Below are 17678 nucleotides of genomic sequence, written 5' to 3' on the forward strand. Positions count from 1 at the left end.
TTTAACCCACTTCTGGTAGTAATCCTGCTGCAATAGAAAACTGTACTGCTATCACCACAATGCCGCACAAAAATACCAGCGCCAGCGCCGGAGCACCGCCTGCTACGCGGTAGTTGGCCTGCGGATTATGTTTTCTGCTCTGCCAGGCCAGCATCGAGGGAATGAGCAGCGCCAGCACCGCCAGGGCAACGCCCGCATACCCTAATGCCATGACAAAACCACGCGGATAGAACAGCGCGAATGCCAGCGGCGGCAGGAAGGTCACCGCGCCGGTTTGCATTCTTCCCGCTACGGTATTGCGGCGCTGGAAGAGGTCGGCCAGGTAGTCAAATAATCCCAATGCAACGCCGAGGAAAGAGGTCGCCAGCGCGAGGTCAGCAAACAGATGCACCGCCAGTTCGACGTGCGGCGAAGCCACGACTTCACGCAATGCCTGCAATAAGCCATTTAAGCCTGCGTGGTTAGCTAATAGCCCCATGAACGTTGTCGAGTTAATGCTGCCAAGCGTCGCCAGTTGCCAGAAAATATAGGCGACCAGAGGAATAGCGCTACCCGTAATAAACACCCAACGCAGTTTACGAATGTTACCGTTCATATAGCTGACGATACTGGGAACACTGCCGTGAAAACCGAATGAGGTGAAGATGACCGGGATTGCGGAGAGCGCCAGCCCCTGTTGCAGCGGCAGCGTAAGCAGGTTCACTTTATGAATATGCGGCATTAACAGAGCCAGCATCGCCACCAGGAAGATTATCTTGGCACTGAATAGCAGACGGTTGAACAGATCGACCAGCGAGGTCCCAACGCAAACCACGCCACCGGCAACAAAGGTGAACAGCAGTACGCCTGTTGTCGGGGATACATTTGTTCCGGTCCAGTCACTGATGCTGGAAGCCAGCAGTTCACCTGCACCACTGATGTACGCCGCCGTCAGGGCATACATTAAAAACATCATGCTAAAGCCCGTTACCCATTGTCCGTAACGACCAAGATAACGTTTTGCCAGCGTACCCAGCCCGGTGTCTGCCGGGACATGTTGATACACTTCAAGCAGCAGCAGCGCGGTGTAGCACATCAACGCCCAAAGACTGACTAACAATACCAGCGTGACGCTAAACCCCACGCCTGCCGCAGCCAGCGGCATTGCCAACATACCGGCACCAATCGTGGTTCCCGCCACGATAAAAATACTACCCAGGGTTCTGTTTTTCACGCTTTCCTCTGTCCCAGAGATAATCAATGGTTATATCTGCGGCGCAGATTAAGGCAAAACGCTATTTTCGTCAAATCACCGTTACAATGGCTGTACATTAATGTTTACGATGCTTTGACCGTTAAGGTGTATAACAAATGACATTTATCTGCTGATAAACCTGCGTTAGCGCAAAGCGACGATGTGCGGTTCACATTAGGCTACGGACTTTATTAAGGAGGTAGTATGGAATCTATTCACGGTCACGAAGTGCTCAACATGATGATTGAATCTGGCGAGCAGTATTCAAATGCCAGCCTTGAAGCAGCGATTACGGCACGTTTCGGCGAGCAGGCGCGTTTTCACACTTGTTCTGCGGCGGATATGACAGCAGGCGAGTTGGTGGCGTTTTTAGCGGCGAAGGGAAAGTTTATTGCAAAAGAAGACGGCTTCTCTACGCACGAAAGCAAGATCTGCCGTCACTGATTTCAAGGGGCAATGATGGCGGGCTGCCATCATTGCCCTAAAATATTAATTCTGTGTATCAAGCGTAGCCAGTTCTTTGTCGATGAAATAAAGACCTTCGCCACTTTTTCCTGCCAGCGACAGCTTATCAATAACAGATTTAAATAATTTCTCTTCTTCATGCTGCTCGGCAACATACCATTGCAGGAAATTAAAGGTTGGATAATCCTGGTGGGTCATTGCCGCGTGTGCCAGCTCATTAATTTTCTGGGTGATTAGCTGCTCGTGTTCGTAAGTAACACGGAACAGTTCATCCAGAGACGCATATTCAGCAAAGGGTGAAGAAACGGTATTAATACGCGGCAAACTGCCGGTATCGGTCAGGTAGTCGAACAGACGCTGCATGTGCGTCATCTCTTCCTGAGCGTGACGGCGCAAAAATGCGGCGGCACCTTCGAAACTGTGATAGCTGCACCACGCGCTCATCTGTTGGTAGAGCAGAGATGAATATAATTCAAGGTTCATTTGCTCATTCAGTTGCTCGATCATTTCTGTTTTCAGCATGGTTCTGCTCCACAAACGTTATTATATATTGACGTGGCGTCACTATAATTTGTTATTTAATTATTTGCAAAAGGTAAAATAATAAATTTATTTATTAAAAATGCGAATGGGAATAAAACGCATTAACGCTATTAAACAGAGGAAATAAATAATAAAAAGGCAGAAGACCAGCAATAATGTGCTGGTCGGAAATATTAATAACTCAAGGAAGGCGACTGGGGTACCGCGACGCCGTGGCACTGCCACGCGAGCGTAATTTTGGTATTCAAACATAAAGAACCGGCATATACGCTACAGGTTGACACCGGCTGACCAAACGCTTCTGCGCTGGCATAGCCCAGGCGCTGACACTCTTTGGTGGCTGTCCCTTGGGTAACGTAGTCATCGGTACGTGCTGTTTGTAACATGGCCTGATTATAAGTCAGGCGAACCACACCAGTGATGGCGCTGGCTTCGCTGACCTGTGCCTGTTTTGTGATTGTGCATCCTGTCAGCATGAGCGGCAAAAGCGCCAGGATAAAAGTCTTCATGAGATCGCTCTGAAAGTTCGAAGATACACTATCATGGCATACAGAGACCCTCATCAATGGCTTGAATAGCCCTAAGATCACCTGCGATTAATCACAACGAGGTCATTTGTTTGCGGCAATTCTGAACTGTTCAGACAGGAATGTGAGCGCAACTTTGTTTTTTAAAACTAAATTTCATTAAATTTGAAAGTGTGATTGCAAAATAGTAATGTGGCTGAATGTTATGACTTTCAGCGGGCTACCGCAGCGCATTCAGGAGAGTACAGAATGAAAATTGCATTGATGATGGAAAACAGCCAGGCAAGCAAAAACGCCATCATCCATAACGAGCTTAAGGCCGTTGCGGATGAGAAAGGTTTTCCGGTCTATAACGTTGGGATGAGCGACGAAAATGATCATCATCTGACCTACATCCATTTAGGAATTATGGCCAGCATCCTGCTTAATTCCAAAGCTGTAGACTTTGTTGTTACAGGTTGCGGTACGGGCCAGGGGGCAATGATGTCACTGAATATCCATCCGGGTGTGGTGTGTGGTTATTGCCTCGATCCTGCAGATGCGTTCTTGTTCTCTCAGATTAACAACGGCAACGCGCTTTCTCTGGCATTCGCCAAAGGTTTTGGCTGGGGTGCTGAGCTGAATGTGCGCTATATGTTTGAAAAAGCGTTCACCGGGCGTAACGGTGAAGGCTACCCACCGGAGCGTAAAGAGCCGCAGGTGCGTAACGCCGGTATTCTGAATCAGGTGAAAGCGGCTGTGGTAAAAGAAAATTATCTGGACACGCTGCGCGCGATCGATCCTGAACTGGTGAAAACCGCTGTATCAGGCCCGCGCTTCCAGCAGTGCTTCTTTGAAAACTGCCAGGACAAAGCAATCGAAGCGTTTGTACGCGAAGTGATTGGCTAAATCCTGTTGGCCCGGCGGCGTTCACACTCCGGGCTACCTGTTCTTGTTCGATACTGCGCTTCCTGCATCACGGGTGAGCCGCAGCGTATCCACCATACCTACCAGACAAATAATGGCAATAGCGACAAAGGCCAGCCGGAAACTGATCCCCGGAATATTGCCCAATGCCAGCCTTTCACTGACCACATCACCAATGCGGATGCCAATAGCGGCTAAAGAAATGCCCAATCCCACCGCTAATTGTGTCGCCGTACTGAACAGCGTATTAGCGTAGCTCATTTGTGCCGCGGGGACGTCCGCGAAGGCAAGTGTGCTGACGCCGGTAAACTGAATTGAGCGGAACACGCCGCCCAGATACAACACCAGCAAAATAATCCACACGGGGGTCTGTGGCGTAATTAATGCACAGGCCAGCAGCGCCAGAACGTTAAGTGCACCGTTAATCAACAGCAGTTTCTTAAAGCCCAGCCAGCGTATCAACGGTGTGGTGGCAGGTTTAATCGTCAGATTGCCGACAAATACCGCCAGTACCAGCGAACCCGCGTGAAAAGCGTTCATGCCAAAACCTACCTGAAACATTAACGGCAGCAGAAACGGCACGGCGCTGATAGAGGCACGAAACAGCGATCCGCCATACATGGTGACGCGAAAAGTAGGGACGTTCATGGCATCAAGGCGAATCATTGGCCAGGCGGTGTGATGAAAATGATGCAGGGCAAACAGAAAGGTCACTGTTCCTAGCGCCAAAAGTCCGGCGGTCAGCCAGCCTTGAGGCTGTTGGGTTCCCAGTAACTCCATGGCATACACCAGGCTCACCATCGCAACAGAGGTTGCGATAAATCCCGTTATATCAAATGGGCGGCGCTCGTCGTCATGAATATCCGGAATAAAACGTAGCGCCAGCGCAATCGCCAGTATTCCGAGCGGTACATTAATGAAAAAGATCCAGCGCCAGTTGGCATAGCTGGTAATGAATCCGCCAAGGGGAGGGCCAATGATGGGCGCGACTAACGCGGGCCAGGTCAGGGTCGCAATAGCGGTGATCAACTGATGTTTAGGCGTGGTTCGTAATACCGCGAGTCGGCCAACCGGAACCATTAACGCACCACCTACACCCTGTAAGATTCGCATGGCGACAAAGCTCTCAAGGCTTTCGGACAAACCGCATAAAACCGAGGCGAGAGTAAATATCGCCAGTGCAAGGGTAAACACCTTTCGGGCGCCGAAGCGATCCGCAATCCAGCCGCTGGCGGGGATCAGTACCGCGAGGGTGATCAGATAGGCGCTGATACCTATGTTTAGGTCAACTGCCTGCACGCCAAAACTTTTCGCCATGTCGGGCAGTGCGGTGGCAATCACCGTGCCGTCAATAAACTCCATAAAGAAAGCCCCGGCAACAAGTAATGCCGCCGGGGATAGACCGCGTTTGTTCTCAACCGCAAAATGTTCACTCATGTTGTGCTTGCCATCTCAAAAGAAACTGACTGGAACTATTTTTATTTTCAGCGCATTCGGAAGGCATGCGCGGCTATCGTTTCGTTCGTTGAATGGGTACTATGACGACCTTTCTATAAGGAGCTCACTATGTCCCAAACACTGAATGCCGATCAGGAACTGCTCTCGGACGTTGTTGCCTGTCAGCTGGTTATCAAGCAGATTCTGGATGTTCTTGATGTTATTGCCCCAGTAGAAGTTCGGGAGAAAATGTCCAGCCAGCTGAAAAGCATCGACTTTTCCAGCCATCCTGCAGGTGCCGATCCGGTCACTATGCGCGCAATACAAAAAGCGGTTGCCTTGATCGAGTTGAAATTCACGCCGCAGAATGAATCTCACTAAAATAAACCGTTGTTTCAGGTTTTAGAAAGGTTTTTTTGCGCCTCGCAGAATGAGAGGCGTGAGCGTAGAGAAAATTAAGCACCAGCCGGATAAGGTGCGTCGCATCGTTATCCGGCATTAACACTATGAAAATTGAAGATTAGTGATGTTGATAGTTCACGACGTTCAGAAGGTGCTTATCGGTTTGCGCCATGCACAGTCCCGCACGTTTAGCGCTGCGGACTTCATCAAGAATCGTCTGTAACAGCACGCCATCCTGCTGCTGCTCTTTTTCCAGATCGTGAAGAAAATCAATGGTTGTTGCATCATTCAAGGCTTCTGCTTCATTAGTTAAGCGTGATAGCTTGCTGTAGCGCTGTTGGTATTCATCCAGCGTTTTCTGAAACAGTTCTTCAAGGGAAGTTAGTTCATCACCCGGAACATCAATAGCCTTGACGATAGGGTTAGCCCCGGCACTTTTCATAAAATTAAACATACGCATCATTTGAGTCACGTTACCTTGCGCCTGGGTGCGTAGAAAGGTTGCGGTGCCAGTCAGGCTGTGTTCGTAGCACCATTCACTGAGATGCAGGTAAAGATTCGATGCGTAGAACTCGAGGTTCATTTGTGTGTTGAGTTTATGAACAATTCCAACTGCAGCCATATCAATATCCTTATTTCCAGAAAGGGGGATGTACGTTACTAACGTCAGTGCAACGGGCTGCCGCTACACGTCACCACTACGTACAATTAAAACTGTTAGCAGAATAAATCCGTTCCGCCGGTCCTTTAGTGATCACGAATTATATTCGCTCCCGATCGAGATTCAGCATAACTCCAGTCCCGACATAAGAAAATCCTTAAATCTGCGTATTTATGATTTTTTACATATTGTCATAGCAATATTAGTGATTTTTCCGCTTGTGCATATAAATGCTGTGAATATAACAGATTGATATTTATGGGATTAAAGTAAAATATTGATAATGAAATGATGTTTCATATCACGAAATGGAATTTCACAATCAGGTATTGTCTGTCGCCAGATGATTATCTTGTCTTCGGATGAAGAAATTTCACCATTGACCCGCGTCGGTGAACGCTATCTGCTGGCTAATTTTTTGCGCCAGATCAGTTTTGTGGAAATTAATAAAGTTAAGCGCCTGAATGATTCGGCATTTATTGTTTGGTGTATTTGGAAAAATCGAGGAGTGTGTATGAAAAAGGTTGCCGTGCTACTGGCACCTGGTTTTGAAGAGGCGGAAGCCATTGTTACCATTGATATTCTGCGTCGCCTGCAGATCGAAGTTGAAACACTGGCCTGCGCCGAGTCCTGTGCGGTGGTGAGCTACCATGACGTGCCGATGGTGACGGACAGCACGCTGGCTGCGCGTCAGACGGATCTTTATGATGCCGTTGTGTTACCCGGCGGGCCGCAGGGCAGCGTTAACCTTGCCGCCAGTGAGGCTGTCATCCAGTTTATCGCTCGCCATGACGATGCAGGAAAACTCATTTGCCCGGTGTGTTCTGCGGCGGCGCGTGTGCTGGGCGGCAACGGCCTGCTGAAGGGGCGCCGCTATGTGTGTTCGGGAGATCTGTGGCAAAACGTCGCGGATGGCGAATATATTGATGCGCCGGTTGTTGAAGATGGCAACCTTATTAGCGGCAAAGGGTTAGGGCATATTTTCGATTTTGCTTTCACGCTTTCAGCGCGTCTGCTGGAAGATGACATTCCGGTTCGCGATCATGCTGACCACATTTATTACAGATGGTAATCATTGTGCTCCCGAATGCTTCGGTATTCGGGAACAAGGATTCGTTGGCTGACGTTATGGACTAATCTGCTATCCCTCTTTTTTTCCGTCGACAAAACCGCGTTTTTTTATGTCATTTCCCGCTGAATTTATGTACGCAATTACTGTAATTCTGTGGTGTGATGCCGCTCTCTTATGGAGAATCAATTTCCCGCTAAAAATACTCTCAGCACTGGCATTGATCTTATCAATAAAAGGTAATGCCTTGTTTTACGTCCGAATTACAAAAAATCGTCTGATTTTACCCTACATAAAAGAACGTTAAAGCTGGAGTTAACCATGCACAAATTCACTAAAGCGCTGGCTGCCATCGGTCTGGCTGCCATTATGTCACAATCCGCTATCGCTGAATCCATGAAGCTCGGTTTCTTGGTCAAACAGCCGGAAGAACCGTGGTTCCAGACTGAATGGAAATTTGCCGATAAAGCCGGTAAAGACCTTGGTTTTGAGGTGATTAAAATTGCCGTTCCGGATGGTGAGAAAACCCTTAACGCCATCGACAGCCTGGCTGCAAGTGGAGCAAAAGGGTTTGTGATTTGCACGCCAGATCCAAAACTGGGACCAGCCATTATGGCTAAGGCGCGTGGCTACGATATGAAAGTTATTGCCGTCGACGACCAGTTTGCCAATGCTAAAGGTAAGCCGATGGATACCGTGCCGCTGGTGATGATGGCGGCAACCAAAATTGGTGAACGCCAGGGCCAGGAGCTGTACAAGGAGATGCAAAAACGCGGTTGGGATGTGAAATCCACCGCCGTAATGGCCATTACCGCCAACGAACTGGATACCGCACGTCGTCGTACTTCTGGTTCAATGGAAGCGCTTAAAGCCGCAGGCTTCCCGGAAAAACAGATTTACCAGGTCCCAACAAAATCGAATGACATCCCCGGCGCATTTGACGCCGCCAACTCCATGCTGGTTCAGCATCCTGAAGTCAAAAACTGGCTGATTGTCGGCATGAACGACAACACCGTGCTGGGTGGCGTACGTGCTACCGAAGGGCAGGGCTTCAAAGCACCAAACGTGATTGGTATCGGGATCAACGGCGTTGACGCGGTTAGCGAGCTGTCTAAAGGCGAAGCGACCGGATTCTACGGTTCACTGCTGCCAAGCCCGGATGTGCACGGCTATAAATCCAGTGAAATGCTCTACAACTGGGTAACGAAAGGTGCAGAGCCACCGGCATTCACTGAAGTGACGGATGTGGTGCTGATTACCCGCGATAACTTCAAAGAAGAGCTGGCGAAGAAAGGCTTAGGCGGTAAGTAACAGAAATGCTGCGATGTTGTAGGCCGGATAAGGCGAAGCTGCCATCCGGCGCAATGCCCGGTGGCGCTGTGCTTACCGGGCCTACGTCCGGCGGTTTTCCAGGCCGGTAAAATCCTGACTCACGGAGACGTTATGCAACAGTCTACCCCGTATCTCTCATTTCGCGGCATTGGCAAAACGTTCCCGGGCGTTAAGGCGCTGACGGATATCAGTTTCGACTGCTATGCCGGACAGGTGCATGCGCTGATGGGCGAAAATGGCGCCGGGAAATCAACACTCTTAAAAATTCTCAGCGGTAACTATGCGCCAACAACGGGATCTCTGACGATCCGCGGACAGGAAGTTTCGTTCGCGGATACCACTGCCGCACTCAACGCCGGTGTCGCCATTATTTATCAGGAACTGCATCTCGTCCCGGAAATGACCGTTGCCGAGAATATTTACTTAGGGCAGTTACCGCACAAAGGCGGGATTGTGAACCGCTCGCTGCTGAACTATGAAGCAGGAATCCAGCTGAAGCATCTGGGGATGGATATTGATCCCGATACCCCACTGAAATACCTCTCCATTGGCCAGTGGCAGATGGTGGAGATTGCAAAAGCGCTGGCGCGAAACGCCAAAATTATCGCCTTTGATGAACCAACCAGCTCCCTGTCGGCCCGCGAGATTGAGAATCTGTTTCGCGTTATCCGTGAGCTGCGCAACGAAGGACGTATCATTCTGTACGTTTCGCACCGTATGGAGGAGATTTTTGCTCTCAGCGATGCCATCACCGTGTTTAAAGATGGCCATTACGTCAAAACGTTCTCGGACATGCAGCAGGTCGATCACGATGCGCTGGTGCAGGCGATGGTCGGGCGTGACCTCGGGGATATCTATGGCTGGAAATCCAGACCGTATGGCACAGAGCGTCTGCGGCTGCATGAAGTCAAAGCTCCAGGCGTGCGTACGCCAATCAGCTTATCTGTGCGAAGCGGTGAAATTGTCGGGCTGTTTGGCCTGGTGGGGGCCGGACGTAGCGAATTAATGAAAGGGCTGTTCGGCGGTACGCGTATCACGGCGGGCCAGGTATTTATTGATGAACAGCCTATCGATATCCGTAAACCAAGCCATGCCATTGAAGCGGGTATGATGCTGTGCCCGGAGGATCGCAAAGCCGAAGGGATCATTCCGGTCCATTCAGTGCGCAACAACATCAACATTAGTGCACGGCGTAAGCATGTTCTGGGGGGATGCGTGATCAACAACGGCTGGGAAGAGACCAATGCCGATCACCATATTCGTTCACTCAACATCAAAACGCCGGGTGCAGAGCAACTGATCATGAACCTCTCCGGCGGTAATCAACAGAAGGCTATTCTCGGTCGTTGGTTATCGGAAGAGATGAAAGTGATTTTGTTGGATGAGCCTACACGCGGCATTGATGTGGGCGCCAAGCATGAAATTTACAACGTGATTTATGCCCTCGCAGCGCGCGGTGTGGCCGTATTGTTTGCTTCCAGTGACCTGCCAGAAGTGCTCGGTGTCGCCGATCGTATCGTGGTGATGAGAGAGGGCGAAGTTGCCGGTGAGTTGCTTCATGAACAGGCGGATGAGCGCCAGGCGTTGAGCCTTGCTATGCCAAAAGTCAGCCAGGCTGTAGCCTGAATAAGGAGAGTATGATGTCTTCCGTTTCTACATCGGGTTCAGGTGCTGCGAAGTCGGCGCTAAATCTGGGCCGCATTTGGGATCAATACGGCATGCTGGTGGTGTTCGCCGTGCTGTTCCTGGTTTGTTCCCTCTTTGTGCCAAACTTTGCGACTTTCATCAACATGAAGGGGTTAGGGCTGGCGGTATCGATGTCGGGTATGGTTGCCTGCGGGATGCTGTTTTGCCTGGCATCCGGTGATTTCGACCTGTCTGTCGCATCTGTGATTGCCTGTGCTGGTGTTACCACTGCCGTAGTTATTAACATGACCGAAAGTCTGTGGATTGGTGTAGCTGCCGGACTGCTGCTCGGAATTCTGTGTGGCCTGGTCAATGGGTTCGTGATTGCGCGGTTAAAAATTAACGCCCTGATCACTACTCTTGCGACAATGCAGATTGTACGTGGTCTGGCCTATATTATCTCCGACGGTAAGGCAGTCGGGATTGAAGACGAGCGTTTCTTCACACTCGGCTATGCTAACTGGTTTGGTCTGCCGGCGCCTATTTGGATCACGGTCGTTTGTTTCATTGTCTTTGGCTTACTGCTGAACAAAACCACGTTTGGGCGTAATACCCTGGCCATTGGGGGCAATGAAGAGGCGGCGCGCCTGGCTGGGGTTCCGGTTGTTCGCACCAAGATTATTATCTTTATTCTTTCCGGTCTGGTATCCGCCATTGCCGGGATTATCCTCGCATCGCGTATGACCAGCGGCCAGCCAATGACCTCAATCGGTTATGAGTTGATCGTTATTTCGGCCTGCGTGTTAGGGGGCGTTTCGCTTAAAGGCGGCATCGGAAAAATCTCATATGTGGTGGCCGGGGTGCTGATCCTGGGTACAGTTGAGAATGCGATGAACCTGCTGAATATCTCTCCGTTCGCGCAGTATGTGGTACGTGGCCTCATCCTGCTGGCGGCGGTGATCTTCGACCGTTATAAGCAAAAAGCGAAGCGTACCGTTTGATGATTTAAACCCCAACTTTTTAGTCTAGCTTCTGCCCGTCGCCAGCCGCTACCCGGCTGGCGATTGTTTTTTCAAATGGCGAGCATGGTCACACTGTCTATACTTATATCCGTCATACATCATCTATATGCCGCGATCCGCGTGGCGTTCTGACCATGATGAGGAGGATAACCGGGTGACAGCATCACTGACTTTACCCCCTGAACAATCTGCAAACTGTGCTTACTTTTTTGATCTCGATGGGACACTTGCTGAGATTAAACCCTTTCCCGACCAGGTCGTTGTCCCGAAGACAATCCTGCAATGTCTACATCAGTTAGCGACGCAGAATGCGGATGCGCTGGCATTGATTTCAGGGCGCTCAATGGTTGAGCTTGACGCACTCACTACTCCGTTTCGTTTTCCGCTTGCCGGAGTACATGGGGCAGAACGCCGTGACATCAATGGTCAGACGCACATAGTAAACCTGCCTGAAGGTATCGAACGTGAAGCCGGGGCGTTATTACACGCAGCGTTGGTGACGTTACCGGGGGCAACACTTGAAACCAAAGGCATGGCCTTCGCGTTGCATTATCGCCAGGCACCCGAACACGAAGCGGCGCTGGTTACCCTGGCTGAAGGCATCACGCGCAGATGGCCGCAGCTTGCTCTGCAGCACGGAAAATGTGTCGTGGAAATAAAGCCTAAGGGCAGCAATAAAGGCGACGCGATAGCTGCATTTATGCAGGAAGCGCCTTTTGCTGGCCGGATCCCTGTGTTTTTCGGTGATGATCTGACAGATGAAACAGGGTTTGCTGTAGTTAACCGCGCTGGCGGTATTTCTGTAAAGGTAGGGAGCGGGCCGACGCAGGCAACATGGCGTCTGGATGGCGTCAGGGATGTCTGGCGCTGGCTGGAGAAAAATAACTCTTCGCAGCAAGAACCGAAAGCAACGAATAACAGAAGAGGTGGCTATGAGTCGTTTAGTCGTAGTATCTAATCGTATCGCCTCACCAGATGACAAAGGGAGCGCGGGTGGGCTCGCGGTCGGTGTACTGGGCGCGTTAAAAGCTGCTGGTGGTTTATGGTTTGGCTGGAGTGGTGATACAGGTAATGAGGATAAACCGTTAAAAAAGGTCACGCGTGGCAATATCACCTGGGCCTCGTTTAATTTGAGTGAGCAAGATTACGAAGAGTATTACTGCCAGTTTTCAAATGCGGTTTTATGGCCCGCGTTTCACTATCGACTGGATTTAGTTCAGTTTCAGCGCTCTGCCTGGGAAGGCTACCAACGGGTTAATGCCTTATTGGTGGATAAACTTCTGCCGTTGCTTGGCGATGACGACATTATTTGGGTTCATGATTACCATCTGTTGCCGTTTGCCTGCGAGTTACGTAAGCGCGGCGTGCGTAATCGCATCGGTTTTTTCCTGCATATTCCGTTTCCGACGCCGGAAATTTTTAATGCGCTCCCGCCACATCTGGCGCTGCTTGAGCAAATGTGTGATTTTGATTTGCTTGGTTTCCAGACCGAAAACGATCGTCAGGCTTTTCTGGACTGTCTCGCAGCCCAGACTCGGGTGACCACGCATAAAGATAAGCACCACCAGGCATGGGGAAAAGCGTTTCGCACTCAGGTCTATCCCATCGGTATTGAACCGGATGAGATTGCTCGACAGGCGTCCGGTCCGCTGCCGCCAAAACTGGCACAGCTAAAAGCGGAGCTTAAAAATGTGCAGAATATTTTCTCCGTGGAGCGTCTGGATTACTCCAAAGGCTTGCCGGAGCGCTTTCAGGCCTATGAGGCCTTACTGGAACATTATCCGCAGCACCACGGTAAAATTCGCTATACGCAGATAGCACCGACCTCGCGTGAAGAGGTGCAGGCCTATCAGGATATTCGCCACCAACTGGAAACAGAGGCAGGGCGAATAAACGGCAAATATGGGCAACTGGGCTGGACGCCGCTTTACTATCTGAACCAGTATTTTGATCGTAAATTGCTGATGAAGATCTTCCGCTACTCGGATGTAGGGTTGGTGACCCCGTTGCGCGATGGTATGAACCTGGTGGCGAAAGAGTTTGTGGCCGCACAGGATCCTACTAACCCTGGCGTGCTGGTTTTATCGCAATTTGCCGGGGCGGCGAACGAGCTAACCTCCGCGCTGATTGTTAATCCTTATGACCGGGATGAAGTGGCAGGCGCATTAAACCAGGCGCTGACGATGCCACTTACCGAACGTATCTCGCGCCACGCTGAAATGCTTGAGACTATCGTTAAAAACGATATCGACAACTGGCAGGCGACGTTCATTTGCGATCTTAAAACGGTCACGCCGCGTCGGAGTCAATGCCAACTGCCAGACAATATCTCTTCCTGTTCTAAACTCGCATGAAGTCGTGGCACCGTGGATTAATCTCCAGCTAGCGGAACCAGAAGAACGTCCACCTGGCTGGTATGAATCACGCTTTTCGCTGAACAGGCAGCGCGCGAAAAAAAACTGTGGTTATGGTTGCCGTAAATGACCAGATCAACGGCGTGTTTGCGGCATACATCCAGGATATGTTCATTCAGAGCCCCATAGGTAATAAAGGTATGTTCAATGGGGTATTCTGCTTCTTTGCTAAGTTTGTCGATAAAATCCTGAGTCTCTTCCTGCATGACTTCACGCAGGTCTTCCAGCATGGGGGCAGCAAACTGGTTATACAGTTCGGGGTCTGAGACCAGTGTAATCAGGCTAATTCGGGCGTTGACAGGGCGAGCGATAGAAACCGCCTTGTCTAACAACTGCTGACTTTCAGGGGTGGCGGCAACAGCAACAAGAATGTGCGAATAGCTCATAACTCGCTCCTTTTTTTCAAGAATTATGAGAGGGCTTTTCAGCTTTACTCAGCTTACTCCATACTGCAACGTTTCCTTCCTTCATAGTGTGAATGTCATCATGATTATTCATTAATTATTCTTATAAATAGAATAATCGATTCATATTAGTTGCAGATATGTTCAAGTTACTTAAGTGAAACCCACTGCTAATGAAAACAATGTGTTAATAGAAATTAAACATATATTAACATTTGCAAGGTCGTCACATCGCGGTATTAATTAATCACTCTAAATATTTAACTTATTGTTTATAAAGAATTTAATTAAAAAAGTTTTTTGAGTTAAATATGTGATCCAGCTCGCTATTTCACGGCGTGATATTAACGGATGTGAACAAAATACTATTCGCTTTTATTGCAAGAATATTCGTACATCAGGAATTGAAATGGATGATGGCAGAGTAAAAAATAAGCAAAGTAAAAGCTACGCTGATGGATTTATGTTAAGTGTTTGGCTGGTTTATGTGATCTTGATCACATATTCTTTAAATTCGCAGCATAGCTCCGTTGTATGTGTAACTGACGGCGGGTAGAGTTGCGTCGAATTAGGAAAAATCTTAGACATTTGTAAGAATTGATGTGAGCTTGTAAGGGACGCTGCCTTCTTAAAAGGGAATGTTTAGACAACGCGTAAGTGTCGTCACGCTGCTATGTATTTGACCTTTTGCTTTTTTTTACCGGGCCTTCCCGGCGACATCACGGGGTGCGGTTTTACCGCATGAAAACAATGTTGGTTATTATGGATGCAAATAATGCATACATCCGAGTTGCTGAAACACATTTATGACATCAATTTGTCATATTTATTGCTTGCACAGCGTTTGATCGTTCAGGACAAAGCATCTGCGATGTTTCGCCTTGGTATCAGCGAGGAAATGGCGGACACGTTGGCAACATTAACACTTCCTCAAATGGTCAAACTGGCCGAAACAAACCAGCTGGTATGTCATTTCCGTTTCGACGATCACCAGACTGTTACTCGCCTGACGCAAGACTCCCGCGTTGACGATCTTCAGCAAATTCATACTGGTATCATGCTTTCAACACGCCTGTTAAGCGACATCGATGATGCAGCACGTAAGAAAAGGGCTTGATGATGAGCGAAAAAAGCATTGTTCAGGAAGCGCGTGATATCCAGTTGGCAATGGAATTAATCACATTGGGCGCCCGTTTGCAAATGCTGGAAAGCGAAACGCAATTAAGCCGTGGTCGATTAATCAAGCTGTACAAAGAATTACGCGGTAGTCCTCCGCCAAAAGGGATGCTCCCGTTTTCCACCGACTGGTTTATGACGTGGGAACAAAATATTCATGCGTCGATGTTTTGCAATGCATGGCAATTCTTGCTCAAAACGGGTCTCTGTAGCGGCGTGGATGCCGTGATCAAGGCGTATCGGTTATATCTTGAGCAGTGCCCGCAGCCTGAAGAAGGGCCACTGCTGGCGTTAACCCGCGCGTGGACGCTGGTGCGATTTGTCGACAGCGGATTGCTGGAGTTGTCCCAATGCAATTGCTGCGGTGGGAATTTTATCACCCACGCACACCAACCCGCAGGCAGCTTTGCCTGTAGTTTATGCCAACCGCCATCACGGGCCGTAAAAAGACGTAAACTTTCCCAGAATGCTGCCGATATTATTCCACAACTGCTGGATGAACAGATCGAACAGGCTGTTTAACTGATACGGTGTGGATGAACACTCCAGCAGCGGTAAGCAATTACCGCTGCTTTTTTTTGTCCTGACCTTACGTTAATTGCCCGACTGCGCATCCTGTCATAGTCAATTGCGAAAGGATGATGTCGTGCTTATCTTATTAGGTTACCTGGTTGTTATTGGTACAGTTTTCGGCGGTTACATGATGACCGGCGGACACCTTGGGGCACTCTATCAACCGGCTGAGCTGGTGATTATCGGTGGTGCGGGTATTGGGGCATTCATCGTCGGCAATAACGGGAAAGCCATCAAAGGGACGATGAAAGCGATCCCGTTGCTTTTCCGTCGTTCGAAATACACCAAAGCGATGTATATGGATCTGCTGGCGCTCTTGTATCGCCTGATGGCCAAGTCGCGTCAACAGGGCATGTTCTCGCTTGAGCGCGACATCGAAAACCCAAAAGAAAGTGAAATCTTCGCCAGCTATCCGCGCATTCTTGCGGATGCTGTAATGCTTGATTTTATTGTCGATTATCTGCGCCTGATCATCAGCGGCAACATGAATACGTTTGAAATTGAAGCGCTGATGGACGAAGAAATTGAGACTCATGAGAGTGAGGCTGAAGTCCCGGCGAATAGTCTGGCGATGGTCGGCGACTCACTACCGGCATTCGGGATCGTCGCGGCCGTTATGGGGGTTGTGCATGCGCTGGCTTCTGCCGATCGCCCAGCAGCAGAGCTGGGTGCGTTGATAGCGCATGCGATGGTGGGAACATTCCTCGGTATTTTGCTGGCCTATGGATTTATTTCTCCGCTTGCCAGCGTTCTGCGACAGAAAAGCGCTGAAACAACCAAAATGATGCAGTGCGTGAAGATAACGCTGCTCTCCAATCTGAATGGTTACGCGCCGCCGATTGCCGTTGAATTTGGTCGTAAAACACTGTATTCCAGCGAACGTCCTTCGTTTATCGAACTGGAAGAACATGTTCGTGCGGTGAGAAATCCAACTGCGCAACAGACGACCGAGGACGCATGAAAAATCAGGCCCATCCCATTATCGTTGTAAAGCGACGCAAGCATAAGAATCACGGTGGTGGGGCGCATGGCTCGTGGAAAATCGCCTACGCCGATTTTATGACCGCGATGATGGCCTTCTTTCTGGTGATGTGGCTCATTTCTATTTCCAGCCCTAAAGAATTGATCCAGATTGCCGAATATTTCCGTACACCGCTGGCCACCGCAGTGACCGGGGGAAATCGTATTTCGAATAGCCAAAGCCCGATTCCAGGCGGCGGGGATGATTACACCCAGCAGCAGGGCGAGGTGAACAAACAGCCGAATATTGATGACCTGAGAAAACGTATGGAACAGAGCCGCTTGAGCAAACTTCGCGGCGATCTCGATCAACTGATTGAATCCGATCCCAAACTGCGAGCGCTGCGTCCGCATTTAAAGATTGATTTAGTTCAGGAAGGGCTGCGGATACAGATTATCGACAGTCAGAATCGTCCGATGTTTAAGACCGGTAGCGCTGAAGTTGAGCCGTACATGCGCGATATCCTGCGCGCGATTGCACCAGTGCTCAACGGGATCCCTAACCGGATCAGCCTTTCCGGTCACACGGATGATTACCCTTACGCGAATGGTGAGAAAGGGTACAGCAACTGGGAATTGTCTGCCGATCGCGCAAATGCATCGCGTCGCGAGCTGGTTAGCGGCGGTCTGGATGATGGAAAAGTATTACGTGTGGTAGGTATGGCCGCCACGATGCGTCTGAGCGATCGCGGTCCTGAAGACGCTATCAACCGCCGTATTAGCCTGCTGGTTCTCAATAAGCAGGCAGAAGAGGCCATTTTGCATGAAAACGCTGAAAGCCAGAATGAGCCGGTAAGTGTCTTACAACGGCCAGCGGAACTCCCGCCGGTAAGCGTTCCCACATCGCCACCAGCCAATCCGAGGTGA

At 49.7% G+C, this 17678-nt stretch carries 19 protein-coding genes; 13 read left to right on the forward strand and 6 right to left on the reverse strand.

Features of this window, described 5'->3' with window-relative positions; genetic code table 11:
• Nucleotide 1: 1 nt before the first annotated feature.
• The gene (gene tyrP / locus OGY72_RS24370) at nucleotides 2-1213 is read right to left on the reverse strand and encodes a tyrosine transporter TyrP (protein ID WP_148361841.1); all 1212 of its coding nucleotides are present in this window, start codon (nucleotides 1211-1213) and stop codon (nucleotides 2-4) included.
• A gap of 225 nt (nucleotides 1214-1438) precedes the next feature.
• On the opposite strand from tyrP, the gene OGY72_RS24375 reads away from it, so the two are divergent.
• Nucleotides 1439-1678 carry a YecH family metal-binding protein gene (locus tag OGY72_RS24375; protein ID WP_003034586.1) on the forward strand — a complete coding sequence of 80 codons (240 nt, stop codon included), beginning with the start codon at nucleotides 1439-1441 and terminating at the stop codon, nucleotides 1676-1678.
• 45 nt (nucleotides 1679-1723) lie between these two features.
• Here OGY72_RS24375 and ftnA read toward each other — a convergent pair whose 3' ends face one another.
• Both ftnA and yecR read right to left on the reverse strand, forming a co-directional pair.
• The gene (gene ftnA, locus OGY72_RS24380) at nucleotides 1724-2221 is read right to left on the reverse strand and encodes a non-heme ferritin (protein ID WP_125112500.1); all 498 of its coding nucleotides are present in this window, start codon (nucleotides 2219-2221) and stop codon (nucleotides 1724-1726) included.
• A gap of 194 nt (nucleotides 2222-2415) precedes the next feature.
• Nucleotides 2416-2751, reverse strand: a complete 336-nt coding sequence (yecR, locus tag OGY72_RS24385; RefSeq protein WP_149282011.1) for a YecR family lipoprotein — start codon at nucleotides 2749-2751, stop codon at nucleotides 2416-2418.
• A 267-nt stretch (nucleotides 2752-3018) separates the two neighbouring features.
• Here yecR and OGY72_RS24390 point away from each other — a divergent pair, with 267 nt between their 5' ends.
• Nucleotides 3019-3657: an RpiB/LacA/LacB family sugar-phosphate isomerase gene (locus OGY72_RS24390; RefSeq protein ID WP_003034591.1), complete on the forward strand. Its 639-nt coding sequence runs from the start codon at nucleotides 3019-3021 to the stop codon at nucleotides 3655-3657.
• 33 nt (nucleotides 3658-3690) lie between these two features.
• Here OGY72_RS24390 and OGY72_RS24395 read toward each other — a convergent pair whose 3' ends face one another.
• Entirely contained in the window at nucleotides 3691-5112 is a 1422-nt protein-coding gene (locus OGY72_RS24395; protein ID WP_286550130.1) for an MFS transporter, read from the reverse strand.
• 129 nt (nucleotides 5113-5241) lie between these two features.
• On the opposite strand from OGY72_RS24395, the gene OGY72_RS24400 reads away from it, so the two are divergent.
• Nucleotides 5242-5493, forward strand: coding sequence for a DUF2766 family protein (locus tag OGY72_RS24400; protein ID WP_003034595.1), 252 nt, complete (start codon nucleotides 5242-5244; stop codon nucleotides 5491-5493).
• A gap of 139 nt (nucleotides 5494-5632) precedes the next feature.
• On the opposite strand, the gene OGY72_RS24405 is transcribed toward OGY72_RS24400, so the two are convergent.
• Complete coding sequence (locus OGY72_RS24405; protein WP_003034597.1) at nucleotides 5633-6136, reverse strand: non-heme ferritin-like protein; 504 nt, start codon at nucleotides 6134-6136, stop codon at nucleotides 5633-5635.
• Nucleotides 6137-6689: 553 nt separating this feature from the next.
• Between OGY72_RS24405 and OGY72_RS24410 the strand changes: the two genes are divergently transcribed.
• From OGY72_RS24410 to otsA, 6 genes are all read left to right on the forward strand, one after another.
• Nucleotides 6690-7247, forward strand: a complete 558-nt coding sequence (locus OGY72_RS24410; protein ID WP_206159597.1) for a DJ-1/PfpI family protein — start codon at nucleotides 6690-6692, stop codon at nucleotides 7245-7247.
• A 318-nt stretch (nucleotides 7248-7565) separates the two neighbouring features.
• Nucleotides 7566-8555 (forward strand): arabinose ABC transporter substrate-binding protein, encoded by a 990-nt coding sequence (locus OGY72_RS24415; protein WP_003833897.1) that lies wholly within the window; start codon nucleotides 7566-7568, stop codon nucleotides 8553-8555.
• Between the two features lie 132 nt (nucleotides 8556-8687).
• On the forward strand, nucleotides 8688-10202 hold the full coding sequence (araG, locus tag OGY72_RS24420) for an arabinose ABC transporter ATP-binding protein AraG (RefSeq protein ID WP_063940899.1): 1515 nt from the start codon (nucleotides 8688-8690) through the stop codon (nucleotides 10200-10202).
• A gap of 14 nt (nucleotides 10203-10216) precedes the next feature.
• On the forward strand, nucleotides 10217-11203 hold the full coding sequence (araH, locus tag OGY72_RS24425) for an L-arabinose ABC transporter permease AraH (RefSeq protein ID WP_003034609.1): 987 nt from the start codon (nucleotides 10217-10219) through the stop codon (nucleotides 11201-11203).
• 127 nt (nucleotides 11204-11330) lie between these two features.
• A complete protein-coding gene (gene otsB, locus OGY72_RS24430) occupies nucleotides 11331-12182 on the forward strand; it encodes a trehalose-phosphatase (RefSeq protein WP_502873464.1) in 852 nt (283 codons plus the stop codon).
• Complete coding sequence (otsA, locus tag OGY72_RS24435) at nucleotides 12157-13578, forward strand: alpha,alpha-trehalose-phosphate synthase (protein WP_200921453.1); 1422 nt, start codon at nucleotides 12157-12159, stop codon at nucleotides 13576-13578. The genes otsB and otsA overlap by 26 nt, the downstream gene beginning before the upstream one ends.
• Nucleotides 13579-13595: 17 nt before the next feature.
• Here otsA and uspC read toward each other — a convergent pair whose 3' ends face one another.
• A complete protein-coding gene (uspC, locus tag OGY72_RS24440) occupies nucleotides 13596-14024 on the reverse strand; it encodes a universal stress protein UspC (protein ID WP_063940887.1) in 429 nt (142 codons plus the stop codon).
• 793 nt (nucleotides 14025-14817) lie between these two features.
• Here uspC and flhD point away from each other — a divergent pair.
• The 4 genes from flhD to motB all read left to right on the forward strand — a co-directional run bounded on the left by flhD (nucleotide 14818) and on the right by motB (nucleotide 17678).
• Nucleotides 14818-15159 (forward strand): flagellar transcriptional regulator FlhD, encoded by a 342-nt coding sequence (gene flhD / locus OGY72_RS24445; protein WP_003034622.1) that lies wholly within the window; start codon nucleotides 14818-14820, stop codon nucleotides 15157-15159.
• On the forward strand, nucleotides 15156-15740 hold the full coding sequence (gene flhC, locus OGY72_RS24450; protein WP_008785071.1) for a flagellar transcriptional regulator FlhC: 585 nt from the start codon (nucleotides 15156-15158) through the stop codon (nucleotides 15738-15740). The genes flhD and flhC overlap by 4 nt, the downstream gene beginning before the upstream one ends.
• 124 nt (nucleotides 15741-15864) lie before the next feature.
• Complete coding sequence (gene motA / locus OGY72_RS24455; protein ID WP_003034628.1) at nucleotides 15865-16752, forward strand: flagellar motor stator protein MotA; 888 nt, start codon at nucleotides 15865-15867, stop codon at nucleotides 16750-16752.
• A complete protein-coding gene (gene motB, locus OGY72_RS24460) occupies nucleotides 16749-17678 on the forward strand; it encodes a flagellar motor protein MotB (RefSeq protein ID WP_003034631.1) in 930 nt (309 codons plus the stop codon). The genes motA and motB overlap by 4 nt, the downstream gene beginning before the upstream one ends.

The sequence above is a fragment of the Citrobacter sp. Cpo221 genome (assembly GCF_030332345.1).
GTDB classification, from domain to species: domain Bacteria; phylum Pseudomonadota; class Gammaproteobacteria; order Enterobacterales; family Enterobacteriaceae; genus Citrobacter; species Citrobacter portucalensis.